This is a genomic window from Shewanella sp., from assembly GCF_051658185.1.
Taxonomy (GTDB): domain Bacteria; phylum Pseudomonadota; class Gammaproteobacteria; order Enterobacterales; family Shewanellaceae; genus Shewanella.
In genome coordinates this window covers 1-16,316 of sequence record NZ_JBOFMC010000140.1, presented here as the reverse complement: position 1 = coordinate 16,316, position 16,316 = coordinate 1, and the positions used below count along the sequence as shown (strand labels likewise).

Below are 16,316 nucleotides of genomic sequence, written 5' to 3'. Positions count from 1 at the left end.
GTGTTGTTGCGGTGTTGCAACTTGTTATTCATTATCAAATAGTTTTATTTTTTTGTGTCGATCACGAATTGAGTTCAGACTCGCTGCAGTTGTGGGTGTGTTGCCATTGGAGTGCGGATATTGGCGAGCCGAATGGCGCGTCTAGGCCGCGCGGTGCCCAGACCGGCGTGTTGAGACTGGCGTGTTGAGATAAGCCTATGCGAGTTCCGCCCAGTCCCGCCTCTGAACGGGGCCTTCTCAGTGCCTTACGGGAAGTTAAGCGATGTCGATTGACTCTGCGAGTTATGCCAGCGGCACAAACCTGCCAAGTTAACCGATTTATTTCACTCTCGTTTGTAACTAACTTTATTTCGTAACTACAACCACGACCACAACCACAGGTTATCGGGGCTAAGCGCCAAGGGAGATCACCTAAAGGTGTAGAGGAGGTTGAAGGTGGTGATGGTGTCCGTGCGCTGGCTGCCCTCGGGCACTTGGGCGGTATATTTAATGTTCATGCCGATCTTAAAGGCCCAATCTTGAAATACGAGGTTTTTGTAATTCATATCTAAGGTCAGGGTGTTGTTAGATTCACCGATTTCGGCGGTGAGGTCGGCATTGAGGCTGCTGTATTCCTGCAGCTTTTGTGACACTTTAGCCGCAGTGCGCAGGATGACATCGCGCTCGGCCTCGTGGGTTAATTCGCTGGCCGATTCTGCGGGTAAGTTATAGCGATAACCGGGACCCAGTTCGAGGCTGAGTTTGGTGCGATAACTGCTGATGGCATTAAATCCATAACCAGTTGATACTGTAGTAATTCTTGTGTAGCTACTGAATTGATCCCAAGTAAAATCGCCACGCCCAAAAATATAGCCTTTGTGCAGCTTATAGTTTGACTGGAGTTGCAGATCGTATTTTTCAGAGGTCGTCGTTTTTTGCTCAGAAGCAAAATAGGCTTTTAAAATAGCTTCTTGGGTGGTGCGCTTGGTATCGAAAATCAGTTGAGTGCGGCCGTTAAAGTTGCCGGACTCCGTGTTGCCAGTATTGAGCTGTAACCCGGCCTCTACCTCGGCGGTAAAGCCTGTGGGCGGCTCTTGATAATCGGGCGGCACCAGTGCTGCGACTGGCAATGACAGGAGCAAAAGACTCACGCTAATAAAGACTTTTAACATTATGTGGGCTTCTTGGTTGACGGATTGGTGCTCGCTTATCTGCCCGCGAGCGAACAGAGGGAGGCATCATACCTGTAATGGTGGTGTCGGCAAAGTTATTGCTTGAGTTTCCCGTCTGCTTTCTGTACTATCTCGCGCTCAAATCAGTCACTATTTTCGTTCCTTGCCTCTATTTGGTGTGACTGAGCCAATAACGAGGCTACATAACCGTAAGGAGCAATAAATGCGTCATTACGAAATCGTATTTATGGTTCACCCAGATCAAAGTGAACAAGTACCAGGTATGATTGAGCGTTACACCGGTGCTATCACCGAAGCTAACGGCAAAATCCACCGTTTAGAAGATTGGGGCCGTCGTCAACTGGCTTACCCAATCCAAGATCTGCACAAAGCTCACTACGTTCTGATGAACGTTGAAGCTACTGCAGAAACGATCGAAGAGCTAGAAACAGCTTTCCGTTTCAACGACGCAGTTCTGCGTAACATGGTAATGCGCACTAAAACTGCAATTACTGAAGCATCTCCAATGGCTAAAGCTAGAGATGAGCGCGATTCACGTCGTGGCCCAGCTGGCGAACGCTCATATGATGAAGCTAACGCTGAAGAAATCGCTGAGTAAGTTTATCTGTGACCACCAATAACTTGGTGTTATCCGGAACCATAACCCGTTCCAGATGCTTTAAAAGCCCAGCAGGCATTGCACATTGTGTGATGATGCTAGAACACAAATCGCAGCGTTATGAAGCAGATATGCTCCGCAATGTCTACGTACAAATACAAGTGGTATTGAGTGGCCCGCGCTTTGAAAGCGTCGCAGACAATCTGAAAGCTGGTGTGGAAGTACAAGTACAAGGCTTTATGACCCTGCAACAGGGGCGCAATGGCCAAAATCGCTTAGTTATCCATGCCGAAAATGTCGAATTGAAAACTTAGGAGACTGTCACATGGCACGTTATTTCCGTCGTCGCAAGTTCTGCCGTTTCACCGCTGAAGGTGTTGCAGAAATTGATTACAAAGATATCGTTACTTTAAAGAACTACATCACTGAAAGCGGCAAGATTGTTCCAAGCCGTATCACTGGTACTAGTGCTAAATATCAGCGCCAACTAGCTCGCGCTATCAAGCGTGCTCGTTATCTTTCTCTACTGCCATACACTGATTTACATCAGTAATTGCAGTATTCCTAATCGAATATAGAGGATTTGATAATGAACGTTATTCTGCTTGATAAAATCGCTAACCTAGGTAACTTGGGTGACCAAGTGTCAGTTAAGGCTGGTTACGCTCGTAACTACCTGCTGCCACAAGGTAAAGCTGTTGTTGCTAACGAAAGCAACGTGAAAGTATTTGAAGCTCGTCGCGCTGAATTAGAAGCTAAATTAGCTGCTGATCTGGCTGCTGCAAACCAACGTGCTGAGAAAATCGCTGCTCTGGAAGCTGTTGTTATTGCTTCTAAAGCGGGTGATGAAGGCAAACTGTTTGGTTCAGTTGGCAACCGTGACATCGCTGATGCAGTAACTGCTGCTGGTGTTGAGCTGGCTAAATCAGAAGTTCGTTTACCATTAGGCGCGCTGCGTACTACTGGCGACTTCGAAGTTGAAGTTCAGTTACACACTGAAGTTAAAGCTGTTGTTAAAGTTTCTATTGTTGCAGAAGCTTAATTACATACCGCTTTAAACTAAAAAAACACCGCCTCGGCGGTGTTTTTTTATGGGGCAAATTCAGCCATCGTTGGCAGGTTTACTCATTCTTGGGGTGAAATGGGGCTAAGATCCGCGGTAATACGCCCTGTAATTTTGAGATGGCGACGCCGTAGTTAGTGATCGGTACTTGGCGACGTTGGCACTCGCGGATGCGCCGGAGCATTTCGGTGCGATTAAACATACAGGCACCGCAGTGGAGTACGAGGGCAAATTGCTCGAGATTATCGGGAAAGTCATGGCCAGAGGTGACGCTAAAGCTCAGTCGTTTGCCGCTGTAGGTTTGGATCCACTGAGGCAGTTTTACTCTACCGATATCCTCTTCTTGAACATTGTGGCTACAGGCCTCGCTTATCAGGATATGGTCGCCATCTTGGAGGTGGTCGAGTTGCTCCGCTCCTTGCACCAGCACGGATAAATCCCCTTTAAAGCGCGCAAAAATGGTGGAGAAGGTGGTGAGTGGTATCGATTCTGGCGTGATAGCGGCAACCTGCTTGATGACTTGCGCATCGCTGATAATCAACTTGGGGGGCATGGCGAACGCGTCCAGTGCCGTGGCTAACTCGGTCTCTTTAACCACCATCGCCATGGCATGATTATCTAAGGCTTCACGCAAGATTTGTACCTGCGGCAGGATCAAGCGCCCCTTTGGTGCGGCCGTATCGATCGGGACCACACACAGGATAATATCCCCCGCTTGGTATAGATCGCCTGCTAATAGGGGCTCTTGTTTATACTCCGCCGGGGCGAGCTCGACGAGTAATTGTTTTAGGGCATTGGCGGCTAAACCTGTGGTTGCTGAGACGGCAATAAAAGGCAACTGTTTGGCCTGGCAAAAGGCGATATCTTCGGCCTTGGGGCTACAGATATCGGCTTTGTTAAAAACGACGAGGATAGGGATCGCCATGGCTAGCATATCATCCAGCAGCGCCATATCGGCGTGGCCTAGCCCCTGCTCGTCGGTGATCAGCAGCGCCATGTCGGCGCGGCAAAGCACCTTGCGCGTGGCGTTAATCCGCAAAGCGCCTAGCTCGCCCTCATCATCAATCCCCGCGGTATCATAAAACGTCACAGGGCCTAAGGGTTGCAATTCGTAAGCTTTGGCGACCGCATCTGTCGTGGTGCCTTTAATATCAGACACGATAGAAATGGACTGATTTGCCAGCATGTTGAGCAGGGATGATTTACCGGCATTGCGCCTGCCTACGAGGGCGATATGGTAACGCATTCCCCGTGGCGCCGATTGCGCTGCATTGGGGCTGTCTGATGGATTAATGCCTTGGCACATAGAGATTCCTTTTTGCATCACCACGGGTAAAAGAGGGCGTAAGCCCGTGGGCATAGAGTTGTTGGCAGAGTTGCGTCAATCGTTGCTGACCGTGGTGGTTGGCCGTGTTTTTACCCGGATAAATGCTGTAATTGGCGTAAACCGCTTCTGGGGTAAACGAGGGCATGATGACGTTGCAGCCCCGCTTGAGTGCGAGTTCCCTCGCGCCTTGGCTTAGAGCGTCAAGGGAGCTGGTGGCGGGGATATTCGCGCCGGGGTTCATTAACCGCAGGATAGCGCTGACCCGATGGCTGGTTAGGATGCTGCCATTGGGTTGGTCGGCAAAGGGGGTTTGGCTGTGGGCGATAAAAGGGCCGCAGGCCAGCATGTCCAGCTGCATGCGACTTAATATTTGAAGGTCGCGCGCAAGGATCTCATCGGTCATGCCGGGTAAATGGGTGATGATCCCTGAGCCGGTTTGAAAGCCTAAGGCTTGCAGGTATTCCAGTCTGGCAAGGCGTTCATCAAAATCGGCCTTCGGGCGACAGCGGGCAAAGAGCTTGCGATCGAAGGTTTCCATTTTGAGCAGATAGCGGTCGGCTCCCGCGTCGCGCCACTGTTTCAGCTCGGTTAACTTTCTATCGCCCAGGGAGAGGGTGATGGCCATATCATGGCGCTGCTTAATTTCGCCTATTAGCCGGCTGATGGTCTCGGCGCGGTAATGAAAGTCGTCCCCCGATTGCAGGACCACAGTGCCCAGGCCGAGTTTAGCAATAGTATCGACGGCGTGAAGGATCTCATCAAAGGAGAGTCGATAACGTTTTACCGCGCGATTAGCGCTGCGCAGTCCACAATAGTGGCAATCGTTGCGGCAGTGGTTTGAAAATTCAACTATCCCGCGCAAATACACTTGGCCGTTAAAGCTTAACTCGGTGGCTTGTTTGGCTTCATGAAATAGCCAGTCATCCTCTTGCCCTTGGAGCAGGGCGATGAGGGTGGCGAGATCAAATTGATACGCCTTTAGCTTTGATGCCTGTATTGTCGGTTCCTCAAGGGGGATCATTGTAGGGCTCCGGCAGGAGGAATATCTTTGTGTTCAAAGGTATGCATGGCCTGGCGGCATTCTTCAACATAGCGCCCTAGCGCTGCCATCCACGGGTGGTGTTTTTCGGGCGTCGCCGCGCTTGCTGTTGCTGGCGTGCCTGCTTGCAACCTGAGGTGCAGGCTATTGGCCTCAAAGCCTAATTGCACGGCATTAAATTCTAACCAAATCCCCTCGGCACTGGTGAGCGTGCTATGGGCGTAATGTCCGGCAAAGAGGCGGTCGCCAATCAAGAGTATCGGTTGAAAAGCGAGAGCTTGAGTGGATATTAGCTGTACGCGATCGGGGAAGCGCTGTTTAAGCTGTAAGCACCAGTTGTGGGAGCGCTCGTAGAGCGCTTCCACCTCTGCCAGTGGCATCGAAGGGCGCAGCACCGCCGCAAACTCCCTGTGCCATGCGCTGGGGGGCGCAAGGCTAATGATGGTGAGTTTGTGGACGCTATTATCTTGCAGCTTGCAAAACAGCTGCTCACCTATCTCGTTGTGCGCAAAATTGCTGTAGATCGCTGCATGCAGCACAATCTGTTGCGCGTTGGCGATGGCATCAACCAATGCGGGGAGTGTCAGCCCCGCATGCACTTGAATACCGTGTTGACCAAGGCAGGTTGGCTCATTGGCTGAGTGTGGCATGTATCGATAGCTCTTATTTTTACCCATAGTGCTTATTTTATAAATAGATGTCGCGCTCACCGGCATCGGTTTTCGCTAAGCAGCTGCGCACATTACGTGCCCTTGAAGGGCTCATTTTGGCCAGCTCGCGCTCGATTAACGCATGACCCGCTTCACGGGTTTTTTCGCCGGCATAATCATTTAAGTATTCCTTGAAGGTGATCAAAGCGTTCGGCTGGCAGAATTTACCGATAAATTGCTGTTTAGCGAGCCCCATAAAGTGATCGCCCGTGCGGCCTTTGCGGTAACAGCCCGTGCAGAAGGAAGGAATGGCATCAGACTCCGTCACCAGCTCATAGATAATTTCATCCATACTGCGGTGATCGCCTAGACTGAACTGCTCGGCATCGTGCTGATCTGCTTGGCTATCTTGATAGCCTCCGGGGGCGGTGCGTGAGCCTGCACTGATTTGCGATACGCCAAGTTCGAGCAGTTCTTTACGCAGCGCTGCGCTTTCGCGGGTGCTCATGATAAGGCCGGTGTAGGGCACGGCAAGGCGGGTTATTGCGACAATGCGCTTAAAGCAGTCATCGTCGACCTCAAAAGGCGGCCTTTCGCTGATGGCTGAGCCGTGGGCGGGCTCGATCCGCGGGAAAGAAATCGTATGGGGGCCAACACCGCAATCTTGCTCCATTTGGTGGGCGTGGGTTAGCAGTGCAAGGAGTTCGAATCTGTGGTCGTATAAGCCAAACAGTGCGCCAATCCCCACATCATCAATCCCTGCCTCCATGGCTCTATGCATGGCGTAGAGACGATAGAGATAGTCGGTTTTTTTACCTTTTAAGTGCACCTTTTCATAGGTTGCTTGATGGTAGGTTTCTTGAAAACATTGGTAGGTGCCAATGGCGGCGGTTTTTAATACTTTAAAGTCATCCACGCTCATTGGGGCGCAGTTGACATTGATCCGGCGAATTTCGCCGCCCTCACCATGTTTTACGCTGTACATGGTTTGGATGCTCTCCACAATCGCATTGACGTTATTGCGTGGGTGCTCCCCATAAACCGCAAGGATGCGTTTGTGGCCCATCTCCTCCAACACTTTGACCTCTTGGCGTATTTCATCCTGTTTGAGGGTTTTACGTTTAAGTTCATGGTTATCGGCGTTAAAACCGCAGTAGCTGCAGCTGTTGGCGCAGTGGTTGGATACATAGAGCGGGGCAAACATCACAATCCGATTGCCATAGATGACGTTTTTAATCTCCCGAGCGACCGCAAACAGGGCTTCATCTAAGGTTTTATCTTGATTTTGCAGCAGGATTGCCGTTTCGCTGATGCTTAAGCCTTGGCACTGGCGCGCTTTATCGAGCACGGCGTTGACCTGCTCAGCGCTGGGGTTGCTGGCATGGTTGATGGTGTCCCAGATGGCTTGGTCATCAATAAAACTGACATGCGGGTTATAGTCTTTAAGACTGATGGTATGGCCGTGTTCGTGTGTAGGTTCGTGTTCGTGTGATGATGCGTGTTCGTTTGAGCTCATAACGGGCAGTGCTCTTGCTGATGGAGAAAAAAGCGGCTGGGCGAGCTGGGTCGCCCTGCCGCGCAGAGTAAGGTGAGTTATTTACTCGCGAGTTGATCGCCGCTGCTGGCAACCGGGGCTATCTCATGTTTTACCCAAAGCGGGGTGTACTCAGCCGCATCATGGTAGGGCACATTGCCATGGACCATCATGGCCTTGAAGTCGTCAAAGCGATAGACCGCAAGGAACAGGTGCACGGGTAAAAACGCGGTGAGGACAAGGCCAGAAATGAGGTGGGCTTGACCTAAAAACCACACCAGATCTCGCGGCGCAGCATGAGGAATTAACCACAGCACTAGGCCTGATAAAATCAGCAGTGTGCCGCCGATTAACACGCAGGCGCCGAACAGCTTTTGGCCTGAGTTGTATTTGTTCATCGGTGGTACAGGCACTTTTTTACCCAGCAGGAATTTTTGTGGGTAGCCGCCGAGTACCATAAACCATTTGACGTCGCGCATGGAGAAGCTAAACACGCGGGCGATAAATAACACCACCCGATCAAAGGCCATGATGGTAAAGGCTACGGCATCGAGGGACATGATAATCCCTGCAACAATGTGCACATCATAGGTCAGTTGCATCGCTTCTTGCGACAGCGGTTTCAGGAATAACAGTAATCCTGTGGCCGCCAGCGGTAAAAAGCTCAATAGCAAAATGTAGTGGAAGATCCGCACATTTAACGGATGTTTTAAAATGGGGCGCATATCGTGTTGTTGATGCATATCGATATCTCCAATTAAGACGTAAGCTTAGTGCGGTCAACAAAGTGGGTGTGCAGCAACTCGTGGGACATGTGTCCCAGTGGCTCGCCACCAAATTCTTTGTAGTATTTTTCAACCGCCGGATTGGCATGGCTGACGCGGCGTGTGGCCAGCGCGTCATCCTGATATAGGCCGCGGCTACGTGCCTTAATGTAGTCGTTGCGCTGGGCCAGCCTGCTGCTAAACCAGCCGACGGGGATGGCGAGCACCGCAATAAACGCGGCACCTACGGCCATGAATTTACGGCGTGACAGGAAAAAACTGTCCTCGGCGAATAAATGGGTTTTCTTACTCATTACCTAGTCCTTATTACAGATTGCCAATCCAAGCAGAGCCTGAGCCGTCAATGGGTTGTCCGCCGCCGTTGACGCAGCCGCCCGCACAGTTCATCACTTCAATAAAGTGATAGGGTGAGGTGCCGGCCATAATATCCCGCAGGATAGGTTCAACGTTGTGGCCCATGTCGTGAATAACGGCGACATTGATGGTAACGTCTTGATTCAAATGGTTATCGTACAGAGTCACCGCGGCTTCTTTAACGCCCTCGAGTCCACGCACTGGCTCAAACTCTAATTTGGCCATTTCGCTGCCAGTCAGCACTTTATGGGCGGTACGCAGGGCGGCTTCCATCACGCCGCCAGTGGTCCCAAAAATGGTGCCTGCGCCGGTGTATTCAGAGAACAGGCTATCGCCTTGGTATTCCGCGGTGTTGGCTAAATCAATATTGAGTAGCTTGAGCAGCTGCGCCATCTCGCGGGTGGTGAGTACCGCATCAATATCTTGATAAGACTCGTTATTGGCTCCATGCTGCTGATGATATTTCCATGCGGAGTTAAACTCAGGGCGTGAGGCCTCGACTTTTTTCGAGGTACATGGCATGACCGAGACAGTGAAGATCTTTTCCGGCTGCATGTTATAGACTTTGGCGCCATAGGTCTTCGCGACCGCGCCCGCCATTTGTTGCGGCGATTTTGCCGTCGACAGGTGCGGTAATAAATTGGGATAGTGGGTTTCTAAATAACGCACCCAGCCCGGACAGCAGGAGGTAAATTGCGGTAGCGCGCCCGCGTTAGGCTCGCCTTTGACGGTGGCATGTAAGCGGTGAATGAACTCACTGCCTTCTTCCATGATGGTTAAATCGGCAGCAAAGTTACAGTCAAAAATCTTAAAGCCCGCTTGGTTCATCGCGCCATACAGTTTACCTGTGACTAAGGAGCCAGTATCGAGCCCAAACTCTTCACCAATGGCCACACGCACCGCAGGGGCGATAATCCCAACCACAGTGGTGTTGCTATCGGCGAGCTTTTTAATCACAGTTTCGAGGGCGCTGTGGGTGTCTTCAATTGCACTAAAGGGGCAGTTGACCATGCATTGGCCACAGCTTAGGCACTTCTCTTGATCGATTTCATGGGCGGCGCCAGAGGCCCCCATAATGGCATCGGTAGGGCAGAATTTTTTGCAAGCATCACAACCCTTGCACTTGTCTGCATTAATCTTGATCAGTCCCTGGATTTCTCCCGGTTGATAAGTCGTCGCTGTCATAGGATTTTGCGTTCCTCATCTGTCACTCTAACGGCATCTGTAGAGTTATTTAGGTGTGTAAGGCAGCTTATGTTTATCGCAAAAGCTTGTTTATAAGTTGTTTTTATATTGCGGGGCAAAGTATAGGGAATGAAAAAATAAACAAAATTGCGCTGGGTCAAGTTTTGCCCTGAGGCAGTTATTTTCGAAGGTTATTTTAGATATTTTTATAAATTTTTATGAATTTAACGCGATTACTCTATTTTCGCGGTAAATTTCATTGAAAAGTTTTTATTTTAACCATCTGATTTAACGTGTTTTACTAAATCGAGAATTGCAAATTCTGCAATTAATTTTTGCGATTTTTGTAAAATGCGACAGGGGTCACCAAGCGTATTTAAGGCGCAGTCAAATTGTCCTATTGGCCTTGGTTATTCATTTGGTGCGCGCGATAACCATCGTCGATGAATAAATGAGTAATAATGTAATGGCGTAAATTGATGCTTATTAAATGCATTATAAAATAGAGGGGGAATTGCGCTGATAATCCGTTTAAATAAACGGATAACATAATTAAATGCTTATTAAATGCATCATAATCACTTGAGTATTTATTTGCTGGGAATTAGCTGATATTCAGTTGGAATCGTCAATGGGTGTTGACGGTGAGCTTGGTAAAAACCGCCCATGAATGCTTTCAATGGGCGGCGTTGATGAACAAGCCTGTGCGACTAGTTGCGGACTAGCTCCAATTCTTGAATAAGATTATCGGCGTGGTCGACCTCAGCCATCATCCACAGGATATAGCGAATATCGACATGGATGGCACGGGTAATCGTCGGGTTGAAGAACCAATCCTTAGTGATCGCCTCATAGGTGGAATCGAAGTTAAGACCCACTAACTCGCCGTTACCATTAAACATTGGTGAGCCTGAATTACCGCCAGTGGTATCCACGCTGGATAAAAAGTTAACCGGGACTGAGTTAAATGCTTCGGGTTTAGCTTGGCAAGACAACAGCTTGCAAAGCCAGCTGCGAGGATCCTGATAAACCGCGGCCACGTTATGCTCACCAAAGCGCTGCGCTTGAATGGCGTTAAGCAGTTTTTGTGGGGCATTGTAGGGCTCTACGCCAGTGTGTTTGGCGACAATCCCATCCAGTCGTGTAAAGGGCTGTTTATACAGCGCATCGCGCGACTGATAGCCATCGACTATGCCGTAGCTGATACGCAGTGTTCCGTTAGCATCGGGGTACACTGGCCATTGATTGGCTTTGTAATACTCAATGATCGCCGCCATATAGGCAGGACGGGCGATAGAGAGTTTGCCTTCCAAGGTTTTTTCGGCTTTTTCCTGGGCCATATTACTGTCGTAAAGTGCAACGGCAAGGCGAATAAACGGATCGGTACTGCTTTCAAAGGCGCTGGCATCGGCATTGAGCCACGCTAGGCGCTTAGCTTGCAAGGTCAGGGTGGTGAGTGAGTACCAACCATCGAGTGTGGCTTCAAGTTCGTGAGCCTTAGGGGTTCCCCCCAGCGCAGTATCTAGAGCGGCAACGCGATTGGCTTGGTCAAGGTAAGCATGTAAATCTTGCAGCCACAGGGTTTTATCCACGCTTACCGCAAAGCTAGAGTCGATGCGCTTGAGTCGGGCGCTTAACAGGGCAATATCGCGCTCCTGATAACCCATTTCGCGTTCGGCATCGGGCTTTTGCCGTTCTTTGGCGAGGCGATACAGGGTCGTTGCTGCTGTTAATAGGGTGCTCGATTGGGCGTTAGTGAAATAGTAATGCTGCTGTGTTTGTTGTTGCTGCTCGGCGAGCAACAGCTCCAGCTCAGCAATGAGTTGTTGATTGAGCGTGGGGTTTTGCTTAAGCCAGGCTAAAAAGTCATTTTCACGGCCCTGTTTGATGGCGACGATATCGGTGGCTTTAAAACCCGCTAATAGGCCGTTAAGCTTTTTCATGCGATTGGCCATCGAGGCCATAGTGCCGGCGTATTTAATGGCGATGTCGGCATCGTTTTGCCCCATGCCTTCGATGGTATCAATCTGTAATTGATAGCGTTTGGCTTGGGTTGGGTACAACCAAGTGCTGGCAAATTTAAGTTCGCTGGTGAGGTTATAGCGGCTGGTGGTGCCGGGATAGCCCGCCACAAAAACGCCGTCGCCCGCCTTAACCCCGTCGGCATTCACTTTTAAATAGCTTTTAGGTTGGTAGGGAATGTTTTCATGGCTAAAGGCTGCGGGTTTGCCGTCTTTGCCCACATAGGCCCGCAAAAAGGCAAAATCCCCCGAATGGCGTGGATACTCGTAGTTATCAATATCACCACCATAGCCGCCCACGCTTTCAGGCGGCGCATAAACAAGGCGCACATCGCGGATCATCAACTGCTTAATTAAGTAATATTCTAAGCCGTGATGAAAACTGCGCACATTACAGCGATAGTTCTCATCGGCTTCACAGGCTTTGATCAGCGCTTTACTGTGGGTTTGGATCTGCTCATAACGGCGGAGGGGATCTTGGCTTAAATCCTGTGTCACCGCCGCGGTGACATCGGTGACCTCCTCTGTAATATATAAACGCTCATTGGGGCCTGCGGACGGTTCTTGCTCTCGCGTGCGAGCTAAAAAGCCCTCGGCAAGATAGTTGTGCTCTTGGGTGGTGTTAAATTGAATCGCCTTGTAGGCACAATGATGGTTTGTCACAACTAGGCCTTGGGGGGAGACAAAACTGGCGGTACAATAGCCCAGCCCGACAACGGCGTTCATCGGATAGCGGGTGAGATCGGCCAGTTGTTCAGCAGGGATGTTAATTCCGCGTTCACTGAGTTTGTTTGCAATTGAAGGCATTTGATAAGGTTGCCATTGTCCTTCATCGGCAGTTGCTATGCCGCAGGTCAGCACTGTGGCCGCAACGAATGCAATACGCATGTTTTTTCCTTATTTATTGTTAGCGTGTCCGTGGGAAGTAGGGTAACAGGTGAGTGTTAAGGCCTGTTTGCTTGCTGCGGGTTTTATATCATATTTTGTTAAGTTGTTGGAAATCGGGAGTGTTAATGTCACAACAAGGTGCTTTTAAGCCTAAAAGTAAGCCAAGGGATTTGCAGCTCGATGGACTCAAGCTGCCACCGCATTCTATTGAGGCTGAACAATCGGTATTAGGCGGCCTCATGTTAGACGCCGACGCTTGGGATAAAGTGGCTGAGACCGTGGTAAAAGAAGACTTTTACTCCCGCTCCCATCGGATGATTTTTGCCGCGATGCACCGCTTGGTTGAGACCAGCCAGCCCATTGACCTTATCACCGTTTCTGAGCAGCTTGAGCTTGAAAATCAGCTTGAAGAAGCCGGCGGCTTTGCCTATTTAGGTGAAATTGCCAAAAATACCCCCAGCGCTGGCAACATTGTCTCCTACGCCGAAATTGTGCGCGAGCGGGCCGTGGTGCGCGAGATGATCCGTGTCGCCCATGAAATTGCCGATGCTGGTTACAATCCCGAAGGGCGCGATTCTGGCGCTTTGCTGGATTTAGCCGAGAGTAAAGTCTTTAAAATTGCCGAGCAGCGCACCAACGCTAACGAAGGTCCTGAAGGTATTAAATCCATTCTTGAAAAAACCGTCGATAAAATTGAGCAGCTCTATAACAACCCCCATAACGGTGTGACCGGGGTCTCCAGTGGTTTTAGCGATCTGGATAAAATGACTGCGGGTTTCCAATCCGGCGATTTGATCATCGTTGCGGCGCGTCCGTCCATGGGTAAAACGACGTTTGCGATGAACCTGTGTGAGCAGGCGGCGATGAATGAAGATAAGCCCGTGCTGATTTTTAGTCTGGAGATGCCCTCAGAGCAGATCATGATGCGTATGCTTGCCTCCCTTGGGCGCGTTGATCAAACCAAAATCCGTACTGGTCAGCTCGATGATGAGGATTGGGCGCGAGTATCCTCGACCATGGGGATCATGCTCGAGCAAGGCAAGATGTATATCGACGATGGCTCAGGCTTAACCCCGACCGAAGTGCGTAGCCGCGCTCGGCGTATCGCCCGTGAACATGGCGGGCTATCGATGATCATGGTCGACTATTTGCAATTGATGCAAGTGCCGGCATTATCCGATAATCGTACCCTAGAAATCGCTGAAATTTCACGCTCGCTCAAGGCGTTAGCCAAAGAATTGGAGATCCCCGTGATTGCCCTATCTCAGCTTAACCGCTCGCTCGAGCAACGGGCCGATAAGCGGCCGGTGAACTCGGATTTGCGGGAATCGGGATCTATCGAGCAGGATGCGGATCTCATCATGTTTATTTATCGCGATGAAGTGTATAACAACGATTCTCCTGACAAGGGCACCGCCGAAATCATTATCGGTAAGCAGCGTAACGGCCCGATTGGGCGGGTGCGGTTAACCTTCCAAGGGCAATATTCGCGCTTTGATAATTACGCCGGCCCGCAGTTTGAAGAAGATTAACTGGTGTGTGAATAATGCGGCCTATCCCCGGTGAGGTGGCCGATTTCTTAATGTTATTCCTGACTTTTTCTCAATATACACAAGGTAAATTTTGAAACCTTTTCCCCGTGCAGAAATTAGCAGTCGTGCACTGCAACATAATTTAGCGGTGCTGCGACAACAGGCCAGCGCCAGTCAAGTGATGGCGGTGGTCAAAGCCAATGGTTATGGCCATGGATTGCTCAACGTTGCCAATTGTTTAGTCAGTGCCGATGGCTTTGGTTTGGCAAGGTTAGAAGAGGCTCTCGAGCTGCGAGCGGGCGGTGTTAAGGCGCGGCTCTTATTGCTCGAAGGTTTTTTTCGGGCCACCGATCTTCCCCTGCTGGTGGCCCACGATATTGACACTGTGGTGCACCATGAATCACAAATTGAAATGCTTGAGCAGGCCAGGTTGAGTAAACCCGTGACCGTGTGGCTCAAAGTGGATTCAGGTATGCATAGATTAGGGGTGACGCCGGAGCAATTTGCCACGGTTTACGCTAGGCTAATGGCCTGCGCCAACGTCGCGAAGCCTATCCATCTGATGACCCATTTTGCCTGCGCCGATGAGCCTGACAATGCCTACACACAAGTGCAAATGGCCACCTTTGAGCGCTTAACGGCCGGCCTGCCAGGTTTTAGAACCCTTGCCAATTCTGCCGGTGCGCTTTACTGGCCTAAAAGCCAAGGGGATTGGATCCGCCCAGGGATTGCGCTGTACGGCGTCTCGCCGGTGACCGGCGATTGTGGCGCTAATCATGGTTTGATCCCCGCGATGAATTTGGTCTCCCGCCTGATTGCGGTGCGCGATCATCAGGCGGGTGAGCCCGTGGGTTATGGCTGCTATTGGACCGCCAAGCAAGATACACGCTTAGGGGTGGTCGCAATTGGCTATGGTGATGGTTATCCGCGTAACGCCCCCGAAGGCACTCCGGTGTGGATTAACGGTCGGCGAGTGCCGATTGTGGGCCGAGTGTCTATGGATATGTTGACCGTGGATTTAGGCCAAGCTGCGCCTGATAAAGTGGGTGATGATGTGCTGCTGTGGGGCCAAGCCCTGCCAGTGGAAGAAGTCGCTGAACATATTGGCACTATCGCTTATGAATTGGTCACTAAACTTACTCCGAGAGTCGCGGTGTGTTTAGCTTAATTTGACACGCTAAGCACAAGCTCGGTGAGGTAAAAGCGTTAGACTACAAGCTGATATCGGGCATTAGCGACGATTGATGATTGATCCGCGACGATAGCTTTAGTCAGCGCGCCTGTTGCGTTGCCTTTACACATGCATTGCCTCCACAGAGGCGCTGGCGCGCGGTGACCTGCGACTACCCCTCCTTACTTTCCGCCCATGGCGCTGGCAGTCAGCGCCAATACTGACATTCACACTGATACTCACACCCACCCCCATATCGACACTCGCACCCACATTGACACTCACACTAACGCTTTAGTCACAGCTTTGCATCCTCTTGAAAATACGCTTAAAGTAGGGGCCATTTTGGATTTTGAGAGTGCACCATGGATCCGCATTTTTGGCATGATAAGTGGCATCAACAACAGATAGGTTTTCATCAGCAGCAGATTAATCCGTTCCTCGCTCACTACTGGCCGCAGCTTGCGTTACCTGCGGCAAGCCGGGTGTTTGTGCCGCTATGTGGTAAGTCATTAGACATGTGTTTTTTGGCAGAGCAAGGGCATCAGGTGATAGGTTGCGAACTTAATGACTTGGCGGTGCAGCAATTTTTTAGTGATAACCAGCTGGCAATGACTCGAACGTCTGCAGGCGAACATCAGCATTATCATACCGAGCAAATCAGTCTGTATCAGGGGGATATTTTCAGTTTAGATCCTCGGATCACCGCGGACGTTGCTGGCTTTTATGATCGTGCGGCGTTAATCGCTTGGCCAGAGGAGATGCGCCTAGCTTATGTGAGGCAGCTGGCGAGCTTGTTACCTCCCGGCTGTGTCGGCTTGTTAATCACCTTAGATTATCCACAAGAAGCGTTAAACGGTCCGCCGTTTGCGGTGTCGCCAACCTGGATCGAGGCGCATTGCAGTGAGGATTTTGAGATCCAACTGCTCGATTGCCAAGATGTGCTGGCGGATAATCCAAGGTTTATCAACAAGGGTGTCGCTTGGTTAAATGAGGC

Annotated in this window: 17 protein-coding genes; 8 read left to right on the top strand and 9 right to left on the bottom strand. The window is 50.5% G+C overall.

Annotation, left to right across the window (positions count from 1 at the left end):
- On the top strand, positions 1-188 hold a 188-nt coding region (locus ACRCZA_RS05875; protein WP_438673533.1), incomplete at its 5' end, for a hypothetical protein.
- A gap of 219 nt (positions 189-407) precedes the next feature.
- Here ACRCZA_RS05875 and ACRCZA_RS05870 read toward each other — a convergent pair.
- Positions 408-1,151 (bottom strand): DUF481 domain-containing protein, encoded by a 744-nt coding sequence (locus ACRCZA_RS05870; protein WP_438673532.1) that lies wholly within the window; start codon positions 1,149-1,151, stop codon positions 408-410.
- 223 nt (positions 1,152-1,374) lie between these two features.
- Between ACRCZA_RS05870 and rpsF the strand changes: the two genes are divergently transcribed.
- Genes rpsF through rplI form a run of 4 tightly spaced genes read left to right on the top strand, consistent with a single transcriptional unit; the run spans position 1,375 to position 2,812 of the window.
- Entirely contained in the window at positions 1,375-1,770 is a 396-nt protein-coding gene (rpsF, locus tag ACRCZA_RS05865) for a 30S ribosomal protein S6 (protein WP_438673531.1), read from the top strand.
- Between the two features lie 8 nt (positions 1,771-1,778).
- On the top strand, positions 1,779-2,084 hold the full coding sequence (priB, locus tag ACRCZA_RS05860; protein WP_438673530.1) for a primosomal replication protein N: 306 nt from the start codon (positions 1,779-1,781) through the stop codon (positions 2,082-2,084).
- 11 nt (positions 2,085-2,095) lie between these two features.
- On the top strand, positions 2,096-2,323 hold the full coding sequence (gene rpsR / locus ACRCZA_RS05855) for a 30S ribosomal protein S18 (RefSeq protein ID WP_006083042.1): 228 nt from the start codon (positions 2,096-2,098) through the stop codon (positions 2,321-2,323).
- A 36-nt stretch (positions 2,324-2,359) separates the two neighbouring features.
- Entirely contained in the window at positions 2,360-2,812 is a 453-nt protein-coding gene (gene rplI, locus ACRCZA_RS05850; protein ID WP_438673529.1) for a 50S ribosomal protein L9, read from the top strand.
- A gap of 79 nt (positions 2,813-2,891) precedes the next feature.
- On the opposite strand, the gene hydF is transcribed toward rplI, so the two are convergent.
- From hydF to ACRCZA_RS05810, 8 genes are all read right to left on the bottom strand, one after another.
- Positions 2,892-4,139 carry a [FeFe] hydrogenase H-cluster maturation GTPase HydF gene (hydF, locus tag ACRCZA_RS05845; protein WP_438673528.1) on the bottom strand — a complete coding sequence of 416 codons (1,248 nt, stop codon included), beginning with the start codon at positions 4,137-4,139 and terminating at the stop codon, positions 2,892-2,894.
- The gene (gene hydE / locus ACRCZA_RS05840; protein ID WP_438673527.1) at positions 4,123-5,181 is read right to left on the bottom strand and encodes a [FeFe] hydrogenase H-cluster radical SAM maturase HydE; all 1,059 of its coding nucleotides are present in this window, start codon (positions 5,179-5,181) and stop codon (positions 4,123-4,125) included. Before hydE ends, hydF begins: the two co-directional genes overlap by 17 nt.
- On the bottom strand, positions 5,178-5,849 hold the full coding sequence (locus ACRCZA_RS05835) for a hypothetical protein (RefSeq protein ID WP_438673526.1): 672 nt from the start codon (positions 5,847-5,849) through the stop codon (positions 5,178-5,180). The genes hydE and ACRCZA_RS05835 overlap by 4 nt, the downstream gene beginning before the upstream one ends.
- A gap of 37 nt (positions 5,850-5,886) precedes the next feature.
- Positions 5,887-7,365, bottom strand: coding sequence for a [FeFe] hydrogenase H-cluster radical SAM maturase HydG (gene hydG / locus ACRCZA_RS05830; RefSeq protein ID WP_438673525.1), 1,479 nt, complete (start codon positions 7,363-7,365; stop codon positions 5,887-5,889).
- A 77-nt stretch (positions 7,366-7,442) separates the two neighbouring features.
- Positions 7,443-8,126 (bottom strand): cytochrome b/b6 domain-containing protein, encoded by a 684-nt coding sequence (locus ACRCZA_RS05825; RefSeq protein ID WP_438673524.1) that lies wholly within the window; start codon positions 8,124-8,126, stop codon positions 7,443-7,445.
- Positions 8,127-8,140: 14 nt separating this feature from the next.
- On the bottom strand, positions 8,141-8,461 hold the full coding sequence (gene hydB, locus ACRCZA_RS05820) for an iron hydrogenase small subunit HydB (RefSeq protein WP_438673523.1): 321 nt from the start codon (positions 8,459-8,461) through the stop codon (positions 8,141-8,143).
- A gap of 13 nt (positions 8,462-8,474) precedes the next feature.
- A complete protein-coding gene (hydA, locus tag ACRCZA_RS05815) occupies positions 8,475-9,707 on the bottom strand; it encodes an iron hydrogenase large subunit HydA (RefSeq protein ID WP_438673522.1) in 1,233 nt (410 codons plus the stop codon).
- A 710-nt stretch (positions 9,708-10,417) separates the two neighbouring features.
- Positions 10,418-12,616 carry a S46 family peptidase gene (locus ACRCZA_RS05810; RefSeq protein ID WP_438673521.1) on the bottom strand — a complete coding sequence of 733 codons (2,199 nt, stop codon included), beginning with the start codon at positions 12,614-12,616 and terminating at the stop codon, positions 10,418-10,420.
- Between the two features lie 125 nt (positions 12,617-12,741).
- Here ACRCZA_RS05810 and dnaB point away from each other — a divergent pair, with 125 nt between their 5' ends.
- The 3 genes from dnaB to ACRCZA_RS05795 all read left to right on the top strand — a co-directional run.
- The gene (dnaB, locus tag ACRCZA_RS05805; protein WP_438673520.1) at positions 12,742-14,148 is read left to right on the top strand and encodes a replicative DNA helicase; all 1,407 of its coding nucleotides are present in this window, start codon (positions 12,742-12,744) and stop codon (positions 14,146-14,148) included.
- Between the two features lie 91 nt (positions 14,149-14,239).
- The gene (gene alr, locus ACRCZA_RS05800; RefSeq protein WP_438673519.1) at positions 14,240-15,316 is read left to right on the top strand and encodes an alanine racemase; all 1,077 of its coding nucleotides are present in this window, start codon (positions 14,240-14,242) and stop codon (positions 15,314-15,316) included.
- 368 nt (positions 15,317-15,684) lie between these two features.
- A partial coding sequence (locus tag ACRCZA_RS05795) for a thiopurine S-methyltransferase (RefSeq protein WP_438673518.1) occupies positions 15,685-16,316 on the top strand: 632 nt, incomplete at its 3' end.